Genomic DNA, 22368 nt, shown 5'->3' with positions numbered 1-22368 from the left:
TAGTGGCCATCGAACAATTCATAATCATTCTCTTTATTGGTGCTATTGCTGGCTGGCTGGCCGGAAGCCTGTACAAAGGTGAAACCTTTGGCCTCGTTGGAAATATCATCGTGGGTGTAATGGGATCATTCGTAGGAAGCTTTGCTTTCCATCTAGTAGGCCTTACAAGTTATGGCCTTATTGGAAGTATCATAATCTCCACCATCGGCGCTATCGTCTTTCTAGCAACTCTCCAGCTGCTACAAAAACTCTGAAATATCATAGACTAAGTGTGGAGCTAGGATTATAATACGCCCCATGGGCCTAATGTTTATATTTCCAGTATCTAAAGAAGAAAGAGATCGTATTACTATTAACGAGCAAGGACTTACTCTAAAGACCTATGGACTACCTATGGTTTTCTGGGGCTACCTTCTTGCTGCAGCAACTGTTGTCTTTGCCATGTTTATTGGCGTAAAAGGGCCACTTGTAAAACTCTATGAAACAGGTGATTCAATTAACCAGGCATTAGTTATTGCTGTAAGTGCGACTCTGATTCTACTGCCCCTCATTACATTATGTTTTTATATGTATGAGAAGTTCATCATAAAAAAGGATGACAAGCTAATTATCAAGCATCGTCTATTCTTCATTCCGATATTAAAGAAAGTACACAAATTGGAATCGAGTGATTCATTTAGTATTGATCACTTTATGGACTCTCCAAATGTTGCAAAGATGCAACAAGATCCAACAATGCGTGGCTTTGAAAACAAAGGATATTTCCAACTTTTTGCAAAGCTGGATAACGGAAAATATGTCTTTGTGGATCGTTCTAATAGAAAAGCAGACCTGAAAAAGATTCAGGCCCTACTTTGTGAATTTTAGAAATTATTTTATTCTTCGTCTTCTTTGATTGGCTTGATATTCTTTGGACGGCGTCCACCACCAAGTCTCTTTGCCTTTGAGCGATCACCTTTTTCCCAGTGATTCTTCCAATCTTCTTGGCGAGACTGCTTATCTTCCCATTTTGCCTGACGCTCACTCATTACCTTTTCAACTTCATCTTTCTTGCGAACTTTGAAGTTTCCTGAGCGTTTAAGAGCAGAAAGCTTTTCATTAACAACTTTCTTATTCTTGGCCTCACGCTTGGCCTCGACACCCTCTTTTGAGTGATCTGACATATCAATTGTCGTCTCACCATTAACGATGGTCTGGCATGACATACGCTCCTTAGTAATGTGAAATACATTACCTAGAAGTTTAGTTTCAACGTCAGTTGGTTCATTTAGATTATCTGCACCGGAGAGAACTTTTACAATACAATCTGTACAAGTTCCGTGTCCGCCACAACTAGAATTAACATAAATTCCATTCTTTTTAAGATGCTCTAATAATGACATCTCGTCATCAACATAGATGGTCTCATTTGATGGTGCTAATGTAACTTTAAACATGATATAGGCCTACGTGATTTTTATTGAGGTTGGCCAAGCGTAGACTAAACAGTCTTCTTGATCTTACCTTCAATCGTTTCTAAAATTTTTCCCTTAAGAGGCTTTAGCATGAAAGAGAGGTCAAGATCAACTAAGCAGTAAGAATCTTCAAACTTTAGCTTCAATTCAAACCCTTTTCCTTTAGCTAGCATGGAAAAATTACCATCATCTGTCGCAACATCCGCTTTAACATTGAATTTTGCCACATATTCTGGAGTAACAGCGGCCTTTCCTAGATTGTATGCTTCTTCTTGAGAAGATGCTTTATTGTAATTTACTTTTAAACTCATACTTAATCCTTATTTCGTCCCAGTTGAACCAAATCCACCAGCTCCACGCTCAGTATCACTTAATTCACTTACTTCACTTACACGTGCCTGCCAAACTGGTGCTAGAACCATTTGGGCAATACGCTCACCGTGCTTAATAACAAAGTCCTCATTTCCAAAATTACCTAGGATAATTTTGACTTCACCGCGATAATCGCAATCAATAGTCCCAGGTGAGTTTACAACGAGAAGATCTGTCTTAAATGAAAGGCCAGAACGAGGACGAATTTGAACCTCATATCCATGAGGGATCTCAAAGCTAAGTCCTGTTGGCACTAGAACACGAGCTCCTGGAGCAATCACAAGAGAGTCTTTATTCTCTAAATGAGCACGAAGATCAGCTCCTGCTGCTCCAGTCGTTTCATATTTAGGAAGATCGAAGCTAGAGTCAAAATGCTCTAGCTTCTTTACTTTTAAATCAACAACTCGATCGATCATAAGAGTAATTCCTACTTATTACTTCTTGTCACCACGAGGCTTTCTGTCACCGCGAGGCTTTCTATCACCTCTTGGTTTACGATCACCGTCACGAGATTCACGTGGTTCACGCTTTGGAGCGTCTTTTTGAGCTTCTTCTTCAGTCTTACCGTCTTTTCTCTTTAGAGCTTCAACGGCCTTGATAGAAAGCTTAGCGCGTCCCATTTTATCAATTTCAAGAACCTTGATCTGAACTTCTTGACCTTCGTCTAAGTAGTCACCAGCATCAGTAATTCTCTCATCTGCAATCTCAGAAATATGAACTAGTCCACCAACTCCTGAAGCGATATCAACGAATGCACCATAATCTTTAAGGCTAGCTACTTTAGCAGTATAAGTCTTACCAACTTCTGGTCCATTCATCTGTAGACCAACTAGTGCCATACATTCATCAATTGCTTCTTGGTTGGTTGAGATGAACTTAGTTGTTCCATCTTCATCAATTTCGATAACAAGATCGAAATCTTCTTGAAGCTTCTTAATATTCTTTCCACCAGGGCCGATAAGTCCACCAATTTGATCTTGCTTGATCTGCATTGATTTCATTACAGGTACACCCTCTTTAAGAGTCTTTCTTTCAACAGAGATTGTTTTTGCCATCTCTTCTAGAATATGAAGACGACCTTCTCTTGCTTGTGCCATTGCTTTTTCAACGATCTCTTTTGTAAGACCAGTGATCTTAATATCCATTTGAATCGCTGTGATACCTTCTGTTGTACCAGCAACTTTAAAGTCCATATCACCAAGGTGATCTTCGTCACCAAGGATATCTGTTAGAATTTTAAATCTTTCACCATCAGTTACTAGACCCATAGCAATCCCAGCAACAGGTGCTTTAAGAGGAACACCAGCATCCATTAGTGCCATTGACCCTGAACATACAGAACCCATTGAAGAAGAACCATTTGATTCTAAAACTTCACATACAAGACGAGTTGTATATGGGAAATCAGTTGGGATAACGGCCTTAAGAGCACGCTCAGCTAGGTTTCCGTGACCTTGCTCACGACGTCCTACACCGCGAACACCACGTGCCTCACCTACTGAATATGGAGGGAAGTTATAGTGTAGGTAGAATTGGTCTTCTTTTGTACCAATAATACGGTCACTCATTTGAGCACCTTTACTACCACCAAGAGTTACAGCTGCCATTACTTGTGTTTCACCACGAGTAAATAGAGATGATCCGTGTGGTACTTTAAGTACATCTGTTTCAGTTTCAATTTCACGAACTTCAGCAAGTCCACGTCCAGCAATACGCTTTTCTTCATCAAGAATATCACCACGTAGCATTTCATACATTAGCTCATCTACACCTTTGTATGCTTCTTTTCCAAATGCATCGTCTTCAGTTAGACCAAATGCCGCTGGATCAGCTGCCATTGCATCCTTAACTTGAGCTTCAATTGCTTTTACAGCTTTTTGTCTCTCTAGCTTATCTGTAATCTTTAGAGCTTCTCTTGCTGTAGCAGTATAATCTGCTCTAATTTTTTCAAGCATTGTTTTGTTAGCAGCTGCTGAGACGAATTCACGCTTTTCTTTACCAACTTCTTTTTGAATATCAGAAAGGAATGAAACAAATCCTTCAATTTCCTTTTGACCATAGAAGATAGCGTCAAGTACATCTTGCTCTGGAGCAATTTTCGCCTCACCTTCAACCATAAGGATTGCGTTATCACTTGCTGCAACAACGATTTCCATATCTGACTCTTCCCACTTGTCGTGGTCAGGGTTGATAACAAATTGACCGTCGATACGACCAACTTTACAAGTACCAATTGGACCTGCAAATGGAATATCAGAGATAGTAAGAGCAGCTGAAGCACCTAGTGCAGCTAGAACCTCAGGGTCACCTTCTGGTGAGTAAGAGATAACAGTACAAGAGATAACAGTGTCAAACATATACCCTTCTGGGAATAGAGGTCTAAGAGGTCTATCAATTAGACGAGCATTTAAAGTCTCACCTACTGAAGGGCGGCCTTCTCTTTTAAGGAATCCACCAAGGAATTTCCCTGCTGAATAAAATTTCTCAGTGTACTCAACTAGAAGTGGGAAAAAGTCTTGCCCATCTTTTACTTGAGTTGCAGAAGTTGCAGTAACAAGAACTTGTGTACCACCACTAGTTACGATTACAGAAGCATCTGCTTGTTTTGCCATACGGCCAGTTTCGATCGTAATGTCTTTACCACCGAAGTTGTAAGTAAACTCACGTTTGTTGTTTAACATAAAAACTCCATTTTATATTTTTGAATGTATGATGAATTTTTTCTTTAAGAATTGAGGGTGATCTTGAGAAATCCAAAGAATATGAAAACTTAAAAACCTCATCCAAATCGCGAGTTCCTAAATTTTAATATCCCTTAAATCCCTAGACTGTCCTTGTCTGCTTATCAAAAAAATTCGTTAGTTAATTTTAGCTTTTTAAATAAAAAAAAGGAAGCATAAAGCTTCCTTTCTTTTTATCTTGGCTTATTTTCTTAGACCAAGTTTCTTAATTAGTGACTTGTAGTTATCTTCATTTTCAGTAGATACATACTTAAGAAGACGACGACGACGTCCAATCATCTTAAGAAGACCACGGTTTGAAGAATAATCGTGCTTGTGTGAACCAAAGTGCTCTTTAAGGTTGTTAATTCTTTCTGTAAGAATTGCAACTTGAACCGCTGCACAACCGCTATCTTTTTCAGATGCTCCAAACTCTTTACCAAATTCAGCTACGATTGATGCTGTTTTTTCTTTTGTAATCATAATTTCTCCTAAACTTACCAAATACCGAGCAAGGAAGTTATTTTCCAGGCCAAGTATAGGGCGCAATATTTTGTGCATACTATCTTATAATTTCACTCATGTAAACCTTTAAGTTATCGAGAAGACGGGCCTCGATCTGGCGAATACGCTCTCGAGAGACCCCATAATCGTCAGCGATGGACTGAAGGGAGCGCGGAGCATCATTCAATAACCTTTCTTTAAAGATTTCTTGATCACGAGGCTTTAGCCCCTGAATAAATTGATCGAGGTTTTCTTGGAGAAGTTGAAGTGACTGTTTAAATTCAACATCTTGCGCAACATCAGTTGAGTCAGGAAGTAAATCCCCCATTGTCGCACTAGAATTTTCTCCTACAGGGATATCAAGACTAACTTCGGAGCCAGCATCACCTAAGCGCATATCCATGAGGGCCACTGCTTTTTCACTTACATCTAGATTCTGCGCGATTGTCTTATGATCAGGCTTGATCCCTTGGGCCTCAAGTCGTTCTTTTTCACGCATTAGATTATAAAAGAGCTTCTTTTGCTCATTTGTCGTACCTAATTTTACTAACTTAAAGTTATCTAGGATGAATTTCAAGATATATGACTTAATCCACCAGGATGCGTAATAAGAAAGCTTTGCTCCCTTATCTGGCTCAAATAATGAAACGGCCTTCATAAGACCAATATTACCTTCTTGGATGAGATCCATTACATTTGCATGGGCACTCTTATAATCCATGGCAATTTTTACAACTAGCCTTAAATTAGAGACAACTAACTTCTTTGCTAATGCAATATCACCGGTTTCACGAAATTGTCGTATGAGAGTCTTCTCTTGCTCTGGAGAGAGAAGCTCGTAGCGAGAAATTTCTTTTAGGTATTGATTGAGCTTATTATCAACTCGTGAAGGGACAGGTAGTTTTGAAGTTAAGGCAGGTAGTGTCTCCTTAATAACCTCAATTTCTTCCTCAAGCGTAAGACCTGAATCAGGTAAATTACTAATATCGATAATATCATCGATATCTTCTTCAGAATCCGAAGATTCGTTAAGCCTCTTCTCATCGATAGAAGGTAGAATCTCGTAGTCAAAGTCCTTTTGTTCGGACTTATCACTATCTTCTAAATATTTGTTTTTATTTTTCTTTGAATCACTCATGAGTGGATGAAATTTAACACTATTTTGCTTTCTCGGCCATAGATTCAATATTATTTAAAACTTCTAATGACTTAATATTTTTAAGATCACGTTCAGATAACTCACTAATAATACGCTTGTTACGAATTGCCACAAGAGCAAAAGGGGCTATATTAACTCTTACATCAATCTTTTCCCTTGTCCCATGTGATGATTTTGGCCTTAAAAATTCAATATAATTAAATTGCCTTATCAATTCATCAGTGATTACCGTTGTTAGGTCTGCATCAACAGAGAATTGATTGAGAGTCTCTTTAATCTTATTATAATCATTTGCAACATAAAGAGATAAGCGCTCCTTTAGCTCCTTTGATTTCTCCTTATCATCAAATGTTTTGGCCGATCGAATATTTCGATATAGCCACATAAAATCGTTATGTGGAATCTCAATTCCAAATTTTAAAGAAACCATATTGTCTATATTTGTCGCTTTATCAAATTCACCATTTAAAACAACGAAATTAACCTCTGGATAACCATGACGCAAAATTGAATCGTTACTAGTTTTAACATCAAGTTTCATACTTAAGGCTTCTTCGTAAGCAAGCTTATTAGAATTCTTTTCAAGTAAGTCTTTTGCCCAGTAATCCCAAAAGCTGTCATTAGAAACAGAAACATAACGCTTAATCGTTTTAGAATCTTGAGTCCAAACATTAAACTCAGGAACACGAGTTAATAAAGAAACGAATTGAGCGATTACGATATTCTCATCTTTTTCAAATTTCTTTAATTGATTTTTAAGTGAATCATTAGCACTTGGAGAGAATTTCTTAGAAGCAAATTTAAAATTATCACAATAAGCGACTTTTAGATCAAAGTTTAAATTTGAAGATCCAATTGGCCTAACAATTTCTTTTTGAACTTTTGCTTTTTTATATGGACGACAAATTTGATTTCGACAATTTGCGACTTTGCCATCATTTAACTGATCTTTATAAACATGACTATCAAGAGCGCTAATTTCGCGAACGATATAGCTCATGACAAGTGAAGAAGAAAGAAAAGGAGCTAAGTTACGAAGATATTTTTCTTGGCCACCCCATGAACAAGCATAAGAAAATACACCTGTTGTATAATATAATTCATTAACTACGACTTCATTCTCACTTTGAATTTCATTAACATTAGATGCAAATAGATTTTCTCTTTGAGAATAAGGAAGACGTAATTTATCAATAGAGCTATCACTATAGTACTTAGTAAATAAATGCTTTAAAAGCCTGTGACTAAATAGAGTCAAGTTCTTAGAACAACTACCAATAAGGCCATTAACTAAATTATCATATTGATCAGATTCAAATTGTAGTTTTTTTGCATAGTGAGCAATGGCCTGCATTGAATAATTGATCATCTTATACTGAAGAGTTGCAACGATACTGCGATAGAACTCATCTCTTTCAAAGATATTTTTAAATCTTAGCTTTGATGAATTTTCACGACAAAAGTATTCTAATTTTTCATCTTCAAGATAGAATTTTCGATAATTATCAATGAGAGCAAAATTATAATCTGAATTTTTAACACGAGACTTCTCTTTTGATTCTTTCAAATTTAGGAAAATCAGATCACCTTGATTTTCTAATGTCGAATTTGTGCGAGCATTTACCTCAAGGCAAAAAACTAACGCTGCCAAAATAGGAAGAGTTATGACGATAAATTTTTTAAGGCATAAAGCTCGCATTCTTCTATCCAAAAGATTTATATAGATTTCCTTTAAGTTATCGGAATTATTCCCGAAAGGTTTAATAAGGTAACGATATGAACAAAGCTAGAAAGTTTTTACCATTCCTGATCATTTTAATAGGTCTTCAGTTAGATCTTATGGCAATCGACCGTACAGCTGAGCACATCGCAAGACGCCAGGCAAAGAAAGAATTAGACCCGCCATATAATATCTATAACGAGATTGAGGCCCGCTACTTTGAACGAGGGCTACAAATAGATGAGCGAAAAGACTTTCTCGATCAATTGGTCATAGCAAAATCACTATTAATAGATGGGCACACTGATGATGCGATACTTGTTTTAAATCGTCAGGCTTTAAAGACAAAGAATTATTCAAAACTTCTTTTAATTAATCGTTTCTTGGCCCTTGCTTACTTTGCAGATACAGACCCTAAGAAATCATCAGAGATTCTACAGAGTCTTTCTAATAATGCTTCCTGGTATTACCAAAATTGTGCATTAAGAATTGTCAGTGCTATGTCAATGCCTGAAGAAAAGAAGGGTGATATAGAAGAAATCTTTCAAGGTTGTATGAACCATTCAAGGCTAATTGGCTCTTACAAGAATGAAACTTGGTTAAGGCTTGTGCTTGAGCATAAGTTAAATGGTTACGTTAGAAGCACAAAAATTAGAGATTACTTCTTAACTAATAATATGGACGATATTGAAGCAGTCTTAAAGTATGGCCTATACTTTTCTCGTCACAAACAAATTCTGAAATATTACGAGACGATACCAGTTGAGTTTTATGCAGATGCGACAATCCGAACGCTAGTTGCAGCAAACCTATATAATAATGGCCAACATGAACAAGCTTTAAAATTAGCAGGGGCCATTAATAACTCTAATACTAATAAGCTAAAAGGATTTGAAGAAGTAAAAAAAGAAAATTATAAAACCGCCTACTCCCACTTCATCTCTAACCTACTTAGTAAACCATATTCTATTGCTAATAATAAGCTAATCCTTGCTTCAGCTTGGTTAAGTAGAAATTATAAGAATGCAAGAGTTGCTCTTTCTAAAATTCCAGTTAGCGAAGGTAATTCAAGAGAAAAAGAATTATTAAAAATCAATTTATTACTAAAAGAAAACAAAAATAAAGAAGCAAGATACCTCATGGACAACCTCGATATTAAATACAATCGAAAACTTCCATATGAAGCAGCAATTTTAAGTTCATATATAAAATTAATCAATGATGATCCACAATGGGTACGCCTTAGCGATAAATCGTGTCTAAATAAGAATGTCATTAGCTGCTGGATGCATCTACAATCAAAAATCTGGCCGAATTTTAGTAAAGATGTCTTGGACTCTGAGAGGAAAATGGAATCTAAAGACATTCAAGATCGTCTTAATTCAATGATATCTAAAGTAGATATCGAAGACAAGAAAGAGCCAGTATTAATATATCAAAAAGATGTTTATGAATTAGATCTTAAGTCTTATCCAAATTTAGGAAAAGAATATCGCTAATTAGAATGAGTAACGGTAGCCTAGGTTTAAAATAGTACCACTCATATCAATATCACTATCATTAGAGTTTCCAACAATAGATAGAGAATGATTAATATAGCTTAAATCTCCATAGAAATAACTTCTACGATTAATCCAATACTCTGCCTTCGCTCCTGCATAAAAGCCAAAACCAGACTCCATATCAAATTCATCATCCTCATTTGAATGGTTATATTTAGCTCCACCAAATACAAATATATCGTATCGTTTAGATCTTATAACTTTAGCTCCGACTTCCCCTATTAAGCTATTTATAGTCGCCAATGTTATTGTATCTGTAGAACTTAAATAGATAGGGGCCTCATCAATTGAAATTTGGCCACTTAGATAGAAGTTCTCATTTAATAGATAATCTAAACCTAGATTCATATGATAGAATCTTTCGACTTCTTTTGAAGAAGTAAGTTGTTCAAAGTTCTCATTTAGTAATTTAAATTTTGCAAATGGCCTAATAACACCATTTCCAATAAGTATTAAGCTCAACTCAATACCACGTGAAGAAAAATCAAATTCATCATTATTATAAGTATGAGTTAGGCCTTGATTGACAATTGAGACCCCAACAATATTTGCAGAGTACCTTTCGGCCATGGACATTTTCTTACGAGATACATTTTGATAACTTGCTAATAGCAGATTTGATTTTAATAAGTTATTTAACATCTGTTGATTCTTTAGCGATTCATGAGTGTTATTAACTGTTACAAATCCTTTATTTGGATCAACTTTTAAATTCTTTGGTGAAACGAAATTTCCATTTACTGCATTAATGCGACCTATTTTTCTTGGAATATAAACACGAAATGACTCATCAAAGATAGCATCGTTTTCAGGCGGGATATAAATCCCTGTTCTTATATCAACAAGACCTCCGGCCTTTGGTGCGTACTTCTTTTGGTATGTAGAATATTGCCCTCGATACGATGTTACTTGCTCCGCAGGCCTTAAAAGGTCGCCTTTTAATGGAAATGCAGCAACAGTTGCATCATCACCCTGGCCATAGTCCATCGAGTCTGAATAAAGTGTCATATCAAGATTGGTATTACGATATAGCAGTGTTAATTGGATAGGGTTAATCTTAACAGGCATTGAAGCGGGCCTAGCATCATGAAATGTTGCACTATATTGCCCACGATAGAGAGTTGAAACATTCTTTCTCTCATCTCCAAATAAAGTATCATTTGCTAATTTTAGCTTTTCACTAAGTCCAGTGTCTTTATGAAATTTATACTTAAGCTGACTTCCTTTAGATGAGCGTCGATAGATTAAGCGTTGGCCAGCACTTAGATCATGAGTCTTATCAATTCTTTTAAATGCAGCTTCACCATTAAAAGAGAGTAGGCCAGTTACATTATTAAATAAGTTATAGCTCAATAAGAAATCAGCTGTCTCGGCCGCGGCAACAGCACTATTTGTGCGAATAAAAATACGATCAAATTTACCTTTCCTAACCTTTCTTTGCTTCTTAGCAATAACACGAATATTTCCATCATGAAGAGCAATCAAATCTCCAGCAAAGGTAGATTTTAATTCAACTGTAACCTTCGAATTGGGACCAATGATAAGAATATCACCACGGTCATTAATGAAGCGTGCATAGCTATTGCTTGCAGTCATAATAAGAGTATCTTGATTGATACCAATAGCACCATTGATACTATTTCCATCAATTTTCTTCATTTGATCTTTATGAAATAAGTTTATATCACCTCGGCCTGAAACTAATTCAAAAGCTTCAACGCTAGTAATTAAAAGCGATATAAATAAGAATATTAAAGAGTACTTAAAAGTAGAAAGCATTGAAATTCCTAGTAAAATTAGTTCAATATAATTTTACTAGAAAGTACAAAGTAATCAACAAAGAATCTTGTCTTATTTATCTTCTTTAAACTCTAATCCATCAAAGATATAGCGAATACGCTTATCTTCAACGACAGTTTCAATTGATACTGGCCTTTTCCATACTTTATAAATATTGGCCATTGTATCACTTGCCTGAGTTAAGTCGAGATCAACACCTTGGTGGACATGACGAAGAAGTAACTCTCCACGATTCTTATGATTAGCAGACTCTACTTCAATGATTGGTGAGCCGAAATTTGTTAGTTGATTTAGTAGCTTTGACTTAATTTCTTTAAAGTCACGAGTTTCAATCTCATTTCTTCCTGTTCGAGAATTGTACTTATATGTAAAAAGCTGCATACGGTTACAAAACTCTTCAGTGAAGAATTCATCGATAAAAGTGATGTCATTATGAGTACGGCGAACTTCAAAGATCTTCTCGCGTCCTTGATTTGTTTCGATATGCCAATTCTCTTTTTCTTGGAGATTTGTACATTCTTGATATTCCTTTCCGAACTTACCAGTATCCCAGCGGTATTCAATATCACGCATTAGCTCAATCCCTATCTTATAAGGATTAATATTTTGCTTACTCATGGCCATAACACCAGAGTGGATATCTGCGAAATCAATAATTTCAGAGCTATTTAACGCCTTCTTTGTCAAAATCTTAGAGTGCCAATAAGAGGCCCATCCCTCATTCATAATCTTTGTCATTCTTTGTGGAAGAAAGTAATAAGCTTCTTCTCTTAAAATACCGATAACATCGGCCTGCCACTCTTCAATTGGGGCATGCTGCATTAGGAAGCTCATAATATCACGTGTTCCACGAACTTCATCATCAAGTAATTCTAGAGGTGTCTTCTTTCTTTCTACAACATCCTCATCAGCTTCGCCTCTTGCCATTTTAGAGTTCATAAAAGATCGAAGAACTTGAGATCTCTCATCTTTGTGTTCATACTCTTCATCTGCTGAAGTTGCTTGCTTCACTTCCCCTTGGAAGAGAACGTTAACATCAAGAAGGTTTTCAAAAGAGAGGATCGTATCGATAAACTCTTCGACAGTATCTTGGCCATAGCGATCCATATAACGACGAATTTTAGTGCCATGATTGGCCATAACATCCATCATGCGACGATCTGTGTGGCGAAACCAAGCGTTATTTTTAAAGAAATCAGCATGGCCATAAACATGGGCCATAACTAATTTTTGGTCCACATAACGATTTGAACTTAAAAGATAAGCGTAACAAGGGTCAGTATTAATGACGAGTTCGTATATTTTTTGGAATCCATAAGTATTCCCCTTTGCAAGGCGATCATACTCAAGGCCAAAACGCCAGTGAGGGTAGCGTGTTGGGAATCCACCGTTGGCAGCTAAAATACATACTGTATCGTAGTCACAAACCTCAAAAACGACAGGATAGAAGTCTAGGCCGTAATCGAGTGCATAACCAAGTACTTCATCTCTTAGTTTTGCTAACTCTCCTGATAATGGTTTTGTTCTTTCCATACTACTCATATATTTATTACCTTTTTAAAATTACTTTCCTGGCCCTAAGAATTCTTTGATGGAATCAAGGATTGCATCCTTGTTTTTAATTTTACTTAAAATAACATCCTCATGCTTTTCACCAAATTCTTTGGATAAATCTTTATAAAACTGGCCTGAACCGTAACGAGATTCAACTTGCCCGTAAAAGAAAGCATTAGAGTTTGGAATAATAGAGCTTTTTAAAAGATCGACACAGACCTTTGTATCCTCCGCTGACCAATTATCACCATCAGAGAAATGAAATGGGTAAATATTCCATTCATCTGCATTGTAATCAGCATCGATAATTTCTTTACATAACTTAAATGCAGAAGAAATTAGTGTTCCACCACTTTCACGAGTTCTAAAGAAAGTATCCTCATCAACTTCCTTAGCTGTTGCATCGTGAATGATATAACGAATTTCAATATCTTTATATTGAGACTTAAGCCACAAGTTGATCCAAAAAGACTCTGTTCTAACGATTTCTTTTTGCTCATCACCCATTGAACCCGAAACGTCCATCATATAAATAACCACAGCAGAATTTTCAAATTCAATCTTTGAATTACTTGCTCGGTATCTCATATCTGATTTAATTGGAACAACAACGGGATTATTTGGATCATAAGTCCCCATTGCGATCTGACGCTTTAAGGCCTCTTTAAATGATCTCTTATAGTGCTTAAGAGAGTCTGGCCCAACAGTACCAATACTAGTGTATCGATCCACTGTTGATTCCATATTCTTCTTACCCTTTGGCTCAATTTTTGGAAGTGCGAGTTCATCTCCTAGGATTGAAGCAAGTTCATCTAAACTCATTTCAACATCAAGGGCCTTCTCACCTTCTTGCTCTCCAGCTTCACCAGGCTCACCTTGACCTTCTCCTGGCTCCCCTTGTCCATCGACTGGATCTCCAGGTTGCCCGTCACCTTGTCCAGTTCCACCTTGGCTCTTATCACCGAAACGAAACCTTGGAGTATTAATTGAAGGCATTGGAACTTTGAATTGCCCATTTCCTTTTGGAATCGGCATCTCGCCACCAGCGATATACTTTCTTAGGTTATCACGCACCTTCCCTTTAATAATTTTTCGAAAGCGTGCGTGATCTCTTTTAATTGGATGATCCATTTGGTCTCCGGTAATTGGAGCGTACTAAGTCTATGACTTAGCACTGTCTCCTTTTGCAAAAATACTTGCCACATAATTAAGAGCATCTGTTGCTGAAATTTCACAGTAACCATAATTCTTAATTAAGCGTGACTTGATAACATCGATCTTCTCTTGAGTTTCCTTATCAACAACATTTGAAATAATTGTTGTAAGCTTGATCGCATCTTTTTGATCTTCAAAAAGCTTCAGTTCAAGTGCACGGTGAAGTCTTTCATTCATCTTGTAATCAAATTGTTTTCCCTCGATTGCAAGAGCTCCGATGTAGTTCATAATTTCACGTCTAAAGTCATCTTTACGAGACTCAGCAATATCGATTTTCTCTTCGATACTTCTCATGAAACGCTCATCAGATTCTTCAAGTTTACCAGTGTACTTGTTACGAACTTTCTCTTTTTGAGTGTAGGCCTTAACGTTATCAATATAATTTGCACATAGAGTTTCAATTGCAGATTCATCAAGTGAGATTGCTTTTTGAACATCGTTTTTAACGATATCAGTATACTCTTGACGAACAATCGCTAACATTTCACGGTATTTTTCAGCGGCATCTTGATTATTGGCCATTGAATGCTTAAGTCCACTTTCTAGTTCATTGAAAACCATAAATGGATTTAGAGAACCAGTGTGTCCATACTTAACTAGAGCGTTAGAAATTTTATCTTGAATATAACGAGGAGAAATACCTTCAAGTCCTTCTCTTACGGCCTCTTTACGTAGTTCTTTTACGTTATCTTCATTATAACCAGTTAGAGTTTTTCCGTTATAAAGTTTTAACTTTTGAACAAGAGTTAGATCAGCTTTCTTTGGCTCTTCAAGTCTTGTTAGCACGGCCCACATAGCTGCCATCTCAAGCGTATGAGGAGCGATATGAACATGAGGAATTTTTTCAGCGTTAAAGTCACGTTGATAGATTCTTACCTCATTATCTAAACGAGAAATATATGGAACATCGATCTTAACCGTACGGTCACGAAGTGCTTCCATAAATTCGTTATTTTGAAGTTTTCTAAATTCTGGCTCATTTGTGTGACCAAGAATAACTAGGTCGATATCTGTTTGAGCAAATTTCTTAGGCTTAATTGATTGCTCTTGAGAAGCACCAAGTAGATCATAAAGGAAAGCTACATCAAGCTTAAGCATCTCGATAAATTCGATAACACCGCGGTTAGCGATATTGAACTCACCATCAAAGTTAAATGCACGTGGATCTGAATCAGAACCATATTGAGCAATTTTTCTATAATTGATATCACCTGTTAACTCTGTCGAGTCTTGGTTTTTCTCATCTTTAGGTTGGAAAGTACCAATACCTAGACGATCTTTTTCAGAAAGAATAAGTCTTTTAACACGGATATGGTTTTCCATAACCTTCATGAAGTCACCGTCATACTTAACCATATACTCTTTTAGAATATAACGGTCGGCCGGACATACTTCTCCGCGAATTTTAACTTTATGACCCTTATTACCTTTATTGATATTATCAAGAAATTCTTTTCTAACTTCATGTGGAATAAGCTTTAATGGGTCTTCATGCATTGGCGATGGAAAAACTTTTTGTCCGCCTAAAATATCTGACTCTTCTTCGTCATACCATTCAAACGTGTATAGTGCACCTTCATCAGTTCTTGAATAGTGCTCAAGACCTTTTTTAAGATTTCTTGCAATTGAAGACTTGGCCGAACCAACAGGCCCATGAAGTAGAAGAACCCTTTTCTCTGTACCATAACCAAGAGCTGCGGCCTTGAAAAAGTTCACAAGTTTCATTAAGTGAACATCGATACCAAAAACAGCATCCTTACCACCACCGATTGGATCATCGAAAAAATGATAACGTGTGATTTCTTTTTTATATTCAAGATATGTACTTGTTTCAAATGACATGATCATGTCATAAATTCGTTGAAAGGAATTACGAGCAATTCTTGGATCTTCTGAAACAAGATCGATATAGTCTTGAAAACTACCCGTCCAATGTAAGTGAGCAAAGTCTTCGACCCTGTAATTCTCACTCATAAATTCATTCATATTCATTTTAGTCATATTATCTCCATCCATGAGTTGCATATTAGCAAGCTAAAGTCCTAAATATATTATAACGTGATAATTTCACTTAAAGCAAAGAAACTATTAAAAAAAATTCCATTAGTTTAATTTATTCAAAGTGCATTTTGACACCATAAAACACTCAAGTATTTCTAAGAAAATGGGCAAAAATAAATGACCAACAAAAGTATTTGACTAAAATTCCTATCCAACTGAAAATAAAGAAGAATTGATATTAAATGACTTCAGACAAGGGAAAATATGAATACGATCTGTGCTGGCGTTTCAGATATTGGGCGCAAGAGAGAGACAAATCAAGATTCTATTTACATTAGCAATAACACAAAACTTTATATTGTTGCTGATGGCATGGGTGGACACTCAGGTGGAGAACTCGCTTCAACGATGGCCATCAAATACCTTGCAGAAAAAGTCAAAGATAAAATCAACTCCCAACCACAAGAAGAATTAGGTCAAGTTCTTCAAGAATCTGTTCTATATGCCAATAATAAGATAAAAGCATATGCCGATAGTGAACCTGCTCTTAAAGGAATGGGAACGACTGTCGTCAGCCTTCTCTTTGATGACGAAAGTGCAAAGATTGCAAATGTTGGTGACTCAAGAGCTTACGTCATTTCAAATGGACAGATTTTTCAATTAACAAAAGATCATTCTGTAATACAAGAAAAGATTAACTACGGAATCTATACACGTGACCAAGCAGCAAAAGATCCAAATAAAAACTACCTATCACGTACGGTGGGCTTTGAAGAAGATATTGAAGTTGATATTTATGATTACCGACCGCAAAAGGGTGATATCTTTCTTCTGTGCTCAGATGGCCTTCACGGTAAATTAAGTGACGAGGATATTCTTTTTATTATCAAAGATATGATTGACAACACCGATGACGTAACTCATCAAAAACTTCATGACTGTGTGCAAACTTTAATTCGCCAGGCCAACGAACACGGTGGACAAGACAATATATCGATAATTCTTACGGTAGTTAATTAATTTAACTTCGAAAATGTTTTAGCTCACTGTCTCTATGTGTCATGGATTAAAGTCTTGCAAACTGAAATCAAGAAACCTACAATAAACATCAGAAATTATTGAAAAATTCAAGGATGTAATTTTGAGTCGCTTTTATACAATAATGGTTATTCCCGAGAAGGAAAAGGGAGTTAAGTCTTTTCGTATACCAAAAGTCATTTTTAACTCGGCCATTTTCTTAGTAGTAATTATTATCGCTGTTATCGGTATCCTAACGTTTGACTACGTTAAGATTTTAAAACAAGTTTACGAAAACCGTCACCTCAGTATTGAGAACCGTCAACTTAAGGAGCAAATCCAGCTCTTTAATATGAAACTGAATACATTAACTGATGATATTGAAAGAATTCAAAAAATTGAAAGTAAGCTGAGAGTCATCTCAGGTTTCAAGGAATTTGATCTAACAAAGCCATTGATGAAGGATGATCGCGAACCAAGTGAAGGTCATTCAGGAAGCCACGATCACTCTTCAGGTAGAAATCCACAATCGGTCCTTGTGCCAGAAAAGGACCGAGAGCTTTTAAATAAAGTTAAGTCGGAATTAAGCGTCTTAAAAACGAATCAGGAGTTCAGCGACATCAACGACCTCTATGAACGTAAGATTGCGACAAATTTTGGTCTTACCTCTGGTTACAGCTTCACAAAAGAATGGAGTAGTTTAATTAAACAAAGTTTTAAGTTAGCTGAAAACTTTGCGTACTTTGATTATCGTTATTCAATTTTACGTAAGATTTCAGGTGATTTAGAAATTCGTGTCAATGAACTAGACCAATATCTTTTAGACCGCGAATCATTTCTTAAATCTACACCTACACTATTACCTGCCAGAGGCTGGATCACTTCATATTATGGACCTCGTATGAGTCACTACTCAAAAAGAGTAAAGATGCACGAAGGTCTTGATGTCGGTGGGCCAATTGGTACTTTAATTCTTGCACCAGCTGATGGTGTTGTAAAAACATCCAAGAAAAACTACGGATTCGGAAATCATATAGAAATCGATCATGGATACGGTATAACTACACTTTACGGACATAATTCAAAAAACCTCGTCGTGAAAGGCCAAAAAGTAAAACGGGGGGATCCGATTGGAAGAATCGGAAACTCTGGTTTATCAACAGGTCCTCACCTCCATTACGAAATTCGTGTTAATGGCACGCCGGTGGACCCTTTGTATTATGTACTGGATTAATTAGGAGAAATTTAAATGTTTAATCCGCTTAAATCACTATTTGGTACTAAGCACGATCGCGATATCAAAAAGCTTATGCCAATTGTTAATGAAATCAACTCTCTTGAAGCTCAGATGGAAAAGATGAGCGATGATGAGCTCAAGGCCCAAACACCAAAGTTTAAGAAATTAATTGAAGATGGTGCAAAGCTTGATGATATTCTCCCAGAAGTTTTTGCAACGGTAAGAGAGGCATCAAAAAGAGTTCTCGGCATGAGACCTTATGATGTACAAATCATCGGTGGTATTGTTCTTTACAAGGGAATCATTGCAGAAATGAAGACCGGTGAAGGTAAGACACTAACAGCGGCCCTTCCACTATACTTAAAGGCACTTGAAGGAAAAGGTGCTCACCTCGTTACTGTAAACGACTACCTAGCTCAACGTGATGCTAAGGAGATGGGTGAACTTTATAATTGGCTTGGTCTAAGTGTTGGTTGCATTATTGCTGATATGGAAGATGAAGATCGCCAAAAAGCTTATGGTGCTGACATTACATACGGAACAAATAATGAATTTGCCTTTGATTATCTAAGAGATAATATGAAGTTCTCTCTTGAAGAATATGTTCAAAGAGACTTTCACTACTGTATTGTGGATGAGGTTGACTCAATCCTTATTGATGAAGCAAGAACTCCACTACTTATCTCTGGGCCATCGGAAGGAAGTTCAGATCTATATGGTGTGGCAAATCAAATTATTCCAAAGCTTACGATTGAGAAGCATTTCACTATTGATGAAAAAGCAATGAGTGCGATCTTTACGGAAGAAGGAATTTTAAAAGTTCAAGAAATGCTTAAGGTTGATAACCTATTTGATGTTGAACACTCTTCACTTCTTCACCACCTAAATCAAGCTCTTCGTGCTCATCACCTATTTAAGAAAGATGCAAATTATATCATCAAAGACGGTGAGATTATTATCGTCGATGAATTCACAGGTCGTCTTAAAACAGGTTCTCGCTGGTCAGACGGTCTACACCAGGCAATTGAAGCAAAAGAAGGTGTAGAAATTAAGCAAGAAAACCAAACTCTTGCCTCGATTACATTTCAAAACTACTTCAAAATGTATGCAAACCTTGCAGGTATGACTGGTACTGCAGACACAGAAGCAGAAGAGTTTAAAAAGATCTACAACTTAGATGTAATTGTTATCCCAACAAATCTTCCAATTGCACGTATTGATGAAGCTGATGTTATCTATAAGAATAAGAAAGCAAAGCATAAGGCCATCATTAACTTAATCAAAGAGTTAAATGAAAAAGGTCAACCAGTACTTGTTGGTACGATTACAGTTGAATCATCTAACTTACTATCTGCCGAACTAGAAAAGGCAGGAATTAAGCATAATGTTCTAAATGCAAAACAACACGGAAAAGAAGCCGGTATTATTGAAAATGCAGGTGTTAAAGGTACTGTTACAATTGCAACAAATATGGCCGGTCGTGGTACAGACATCAAAATTAATGATGAAGTAAAATCACTTGGTGGTCTCTATATTCTTTGTACTGAAAGACACGAGTCTCGCCGAATTGATAATCAGCTTCGTGGTCGTTCTGGTCGTCAAGGAGACCCTGGACATTCTAAATTCTTCTTATCACTTGAAGATGATCTAATGAGAATTTTTGGTAGTGATCGTATTGCAAAAGTGATGAACACTCTTGGAATGGAAGAAGATGAGCCAATCGAGCACAGCATGATCACAAATGCTATTGCCAAGGCCCAAAAGAAAGTAGAAACACATAACTTTGAAATAAGAAAGCACCTACTTGATTTTGATAATGTTATGAATGAGCAACGTCGAGTTATTTATCGTATTCGTCGTGACATTCTCTCAGACAATGACAATCGCGGCTTTGTAGATGAAATGACAGAAGATGTGGCAGATGATCTATTTAATACTTATCGTCCACAAAAGAAAGTTCCTCTAGAAGATCTTCCTTGGGAAGATATGAAAAGTGGCTTTAGCACAACATTTAATACTGACTACGAAGTATCAGCTGTTGAATGTTCAAATAAGTTCTCAGGTGACGTAAGTAAGTACTTTGAAGAGACGGCAAAAGAAATCTTAAAAAGTAAGCTTGCGGGATATGATGAACAACAAGTGACACTTGCTCTTAGAGAGATTCTTCTTTCTACTTTTGATCAACACTGGAAAGATCACTTAAGAAATATGGACCATCTAAAAGAAGGTATCAATCTTAAGGCATACGCTCAAAAAGATCCTTTAAATGAGTACAAGCGTGAAGCTTTTGGTCTTTTTGAACAAATGCGTATCGAAGTAAAAAAGAGTGTTGTTAGAAATATGTTCACTGTTAAGCTTTATACTCAAGAAGAGATTGAAGTGCTAAGACGCGAGCAAGAAGAAGAATTACAAAGACAACTTGATGCTCTAAAGGCCAAGAGAATAGCAGAGGAAGAAGGTCGCGATGAACCGAAACAACAAGCTCCACGCTCACGTGGACAAGTAAAAGTAGGTCGAAACGATCCTTGCCCATGTGGTTCTGGTAAGAAGTATAAGCACTGTCACGGCTCATAGAGCATTAATTAAGGCGTAAAAAACAATGTCAGATGGTGATAACAAAAACGACCTAACTCGAATCGAAGATCTATCAGAGTTCCTTCACCAAGGTGATGACGATCTCGATAAGGTCCTGGCCGATATTGAAGCTGAGGACGACTCAGATCAAAAGAGCGATGAAGCAGAAGTTGAGTTATCATCATTTGACTATAGCACTCCTGAAAATCCTGACGAGGCAATTGAAGAAAATAACTTTGAAGAAAGTTTTGATGATAATTTTGAAGCAAGCTTTGAAGACCAAGCTGACGATAATTCAAACGAAGGATTTGATAATAACTTCGATGATAGTTTTGAGTCGTATGATAATGAAGAAGACCCAGAGGGACTTCAAGAGGGATTTCAAGACGACGACCAAAATGAACACCAAGATGGATACGAAGATGAATACGAAGACGAAGAAGACCAAAACAATGCTTGGCCAGAAGATGACTTACAAGATCAGAACTCACAAGAAGAAAGCTCTCAAAACGACTTTGAAGATTCTAAAGATTCCGAAAATTTCGAAAATTTCGAAGACGACCACGAAGTATCCTTTAGTAATGAAGACGACCCATCAGATGAAATTACTGATCAAGACATTCCTACTGAAGAAGACGACGACACCGATGATATAGCAGAAATAGAACTCTTTAATGACGATAACCACGATATTGAAGACACTCCAGATCAAGAGATTTCAATGGAAGAAGTTAATTACGAAGAGACAACTCCCCTTCCAGACTTAAGTACCAAAATTCAAGAGGACTTAAGCGATGTAAGAGATTTTGCAACAAATTCAACTTATGGAAAGGCCGCAATCGGAGGCAACCCTCCTTTTTCAATTCTTCTACAAGGTATTAATACAGAGGAATTTGAAGATAGTATTCTTGCGACTCTAAATGAATTTGGCCTCTTGGAAGGAAATGAAGAGCTTTATCGAAAGTCACTTGAGAGTGGACAGCTATTAATCGCTCAAATTGGCGAATTTAGTGCCATCACTCTTGCAGGAAAGCTTAGACGTTATTGTCGTAATATAAAAGTTGCTCTAGCTCATGAAATTCACAAGAGCGACAGTTATGATCACACTGATCAAAGAGGACTAACGGGCCCACGCTCAATTCTACAAAATAAATCAAAACATTTCGTAAAAAAAGAATTTAATGAAGAAGATGTGGCCTTAAGTACATCACCATATATCCCTGGTTATAAGATTATACACAGCTTGGGACCAATGCAAATTAACGAACAAATTGACCGTAGTGAATTTGACGATTTCTCTTCCATCAACCTCGTTGAATATTTTGGCGAAAGCATAAGAAAAGAAGCATATAAAAAAGGTGCAAACGCCGTTATTTCTATTCATTTTAATATAGGACAAAAAGAAATTAACGGAAAAAATTATAATATCATCATGGCCCATGGAGACTTCGTCTACCTAGAAGCTAATGAATAAAAAAT

The 22368-nt window shown here is 36.7% G+C and carries 18 protein-coding genes; 7 read left to right on the top strand and 11 right to left on the bottom strand.

Annotated elements, in window-relative coordinates:
- Positions 1 to 2: 2 nt before the first annotated feature.
- Both ACN5L8_RS01100 and ACN5L8_RS01095 read left to right on the top strand, forming a co-directional pair.
- The gene (locus tag ACN5L8_RS01100) at positions 3 to 254 is read left to right on the top strand and encodes a GlsB/YeaQ/YmgE family stress response membrane protein (RefSeq protein WP_199506656.1); all 252 of its coding nucleotides are present in this window, start codon (positions 3 to 5) and stop codon (positions 252 to 254) included.
- Positions 255 to 297: 43 nt separating this feature from the next.
- Positions 298 to 867 (top strand): hypothetical protein, encoded by a 570-nt coding sequence (locus tag ACN5L8_RS01095; protein ID WP_115362483.1) that lies wholly within the window; start codon positions 298 to 300, stop codon positions 865 to 867.
- Between the two features lie 8 nt (positions 868 to 875).
- Here ACN5L8_RS01095 and ACN5L8_RS01090 read toward each other — a convergent pair whose 3' ends face one another.
- The 7 genes from ACN5L8_RS01090 to ACN5L8_RS01060 all read right to left on the bottom strand — a co-directional run bounded on the left by ACN5L8_RS01090 (position 876) and on the right by ACN5L8_RS01060 (position 7908).
- The gene (locus tag ACN5L8_RS01090) at positions 876 to 1436 is read right to left on the bottom strand and encodes a 2Fe-2S iron-sulfur cluster-binding protein (RefSeq protein WP_115362481.1); all 561 of its coding nucleotides are present in this window, start codon (positions 1434 to 1436) and stop codon (positions 876 to 878) included.
- 44 nt (positions 1437 to 1480) lie between these two features.
- The gene (locus tag ACN5L8_RS01085; RefSeq protein ID WP_419172048.1) at positions 1481 to 1765 is read right to left on the bottom strand and encodes a hypothetical protein; all 285 of its coding nucleotides are present in this window, start codon (positions 1763 to 1765) and stop codon (positions 1481 to 1483) included.
- Positions 1766 to 1774: 9 nt separating this feature from the next.
- Positions 1775 to 2242 (bottom strand): dUTP diphosphatase, encoded by a 468-nt coding sequence (gene dut / locus ACN5L8_RS01080; RefSeq protein WP_115362477.1) that lies wholly within the window; start codon positions 2240 to 2242, stop codon positions 1775 to 1777.
- 18 nt (positions 2243 to 2260) lie between these two features.
- The gene (pnp, locus tag ACN5L8_RS01075) at positions 2261 to 4507 is read right to left on the bottom strand and encodes a polyribonucleotide nucleotidyltransferase (RefSeq protein WP_419172047.1); all 2247 of its coding nucleotides are present in this window, start codon (positions 4505 to 4507) and stop codon (positions 2261 to 2263) included.
- Positions 4508 to 4750: 243 nt separating this feature from the next.
- A complete protein-coding gene (rpsO, locus tag ACN5L8_RS01070) occupies positions 4751 to 5029 on the bottom strand; it encodes a 30S ribosomal protein S15 (protein ID WP_199506655.1) in 279 nt (92 codons plus the stop codon).
- A 79-nt stretch (positions 5030 to 5108) separates the two neighbouring features.
- Positions 5109 to 6188, bottom strand: coding sequence for a sigma-70 family RNA polymerase sigma factor (locus ACN5L8_RS01065; RefSeq protein ID WP_419172046.1), 1080 nt, complete (start codon positions 6186 to 6188; stop codon positions 5109 to 5111).
- 19 nt (positions 6189 to 6207) lie between these two features.
- The gene (locus ACN5L8_RS01060) at positions 6208 to 7908 is read right to left on the bottom strand and encodes a hypothetical protein (RefSeq protein ID WP_419172045.1); all 1701 of its coding nucleotides are present in this window, start codon (positions 7906 to 7908) and stop codon (positions 6208 to 6210) included.
- Between the two features lie 77 nt (positions 7909 to 7985).
- On the opposite strand from ACN5L8_RS01060, the gene ACN5L8_RS01055 reads away from it, so the two are divergent.
- Positions 7986 to 9428 (top strand): hypothetical protein, encoded by a 1443-nt coding sequence (locus ACN5L8_RS01055; protein ID WP_419172044.1) that lies wholly within the window; start codon positions 7986 to 7988, stop codon positions 9426 to 9428.
- Here the strand turns inward: ACN5L8_RS01055 and ACN5L8_RS01050 are convergent, their stop codons facing one another.
- The 4 genes from ACN5L8_RS01050 to ACN5L8_RS01035 form a co-directional block, all read right to left on the bottom strand.
- A complete protein-coding gene (locus ACN5L8_RS01050; RefSeq protein ID WP_419172043.1) occupies positions 9429 to 11270 on the bottom strand; it encodes a hypothetical protein in 1842 nt (613 codons plus the stop codon). It lies immediately after the preceding gene.
- Positions 11271 to 11342: 72 nt separating this feature from the next.
- Complete coding sequence (locus tag ACN5L8_RS01045; RefSeq protein ID WP_115362465.1) at positions 11343 to 12824, bottom strand: SpoVR family protein; 1482 nt, start codon at positions 12822 to 12824, stop codon at positions 11343 to 11345.
- 30 nt (positions 12825 to 12854) lie between these two features.
- The gene (locus ACN5L8_RS01040) at positions 12855 to 13976 is read right to left on the bottom strand and encodes a DUF444 family protein (RefSeq protein ID WP_115362463.1); all 1122 of its coding nucleotides are present in this window, start codon (positions 13974 to 13976) and stop codon (positions 12855 to 12857) included.
- Positions 13977 to 14006: 30 nt separating this feature from the next.
- Positions 14007 to 16061, bottom strand: a complete 2055-nt coding sequence (locus ACN5L8_RS01035; RefSeq protein WP_115362461.1) for a PrkA family serine protein kinase — start codon at positions 16059 to 16061, stop codon at positions 14007 to 14009.
- 264 nt (positions 16062 to 16325) lie between these two features.
- On the opposite strand from ACN5L8_RS01035, the gene ACN5L8_RS01030 reads away from it, so the two are divergent.
- The 4 genes from ACN5L8_RS01030 (at position 16326) to ACN5L8_RS01015 (ending at position 22363) form a co-directional block, all read left to right on the top strand.
- Positions 16326 to 17081, top strand: a complete 756-nt coding sequence (locus tag ACN5L8_RS01030) for a Stp1/IreP family PP2C-type Ser/Thr phosphatase (RefSeq protein WP_115362459.1) — start codon at positions 16326 to 16328, stop codon at positions 17079 to 17081.
- Between the two features lie 121 nt (positions 17082 to 17202).
- Complete coding sequence (locus ACN5L8_RS01025; RefSeq protein WP_133296951.1) at positions 17203 to 18312, top strand: M23 family metallopeptidase; 1110 nt, start codon at positions 17203 to 17205, stop codon at positions 18310 to 18312.
- 15 nt (positions 18313 to 18327) lie between these two features.
- Positions 18328 to 20889 (top strand): preprotein translocase subunit SecA, encoded by a 2562-nt coding sequence (secA, locus tag ACN5L8_RS01020; protein WP_120404755.1) that lies wholly within the window; start codon positions 18328 to 18330, stop codon positions 20887 to 20889.
- Between the two features lie 25 nt (positions 20890 to 20914).
- Entirely contained in the window at positions 20915 to 22363 is a 1449-nt protein-coding gene (locus tag ACN5L8_RS01015) for a hypothetical protein (RefSeq protein ID WP_419172042.1), read from the top strand.
- Positions 22364 to 22368: the final 5 nt, after the last annotated feature.

The sequence above is a fragment of the Halobacteriovorax sp. genome (assembly GCF_048381875.1).
In the GTDB taxonomy this organism is placed as follows: Bacteria; Bdellovibrionota; Bacteriovoracia; order Bacteriovoracales; family Bacteriovoracaceae; genus Halobacteriovorax_A; species Halobacteriovorax_A vibrionivorans.
Note: the sequence above shows the minus strand (reverse complement) of the source record. Positions and strands in the feature narration are given on the sequence as shown.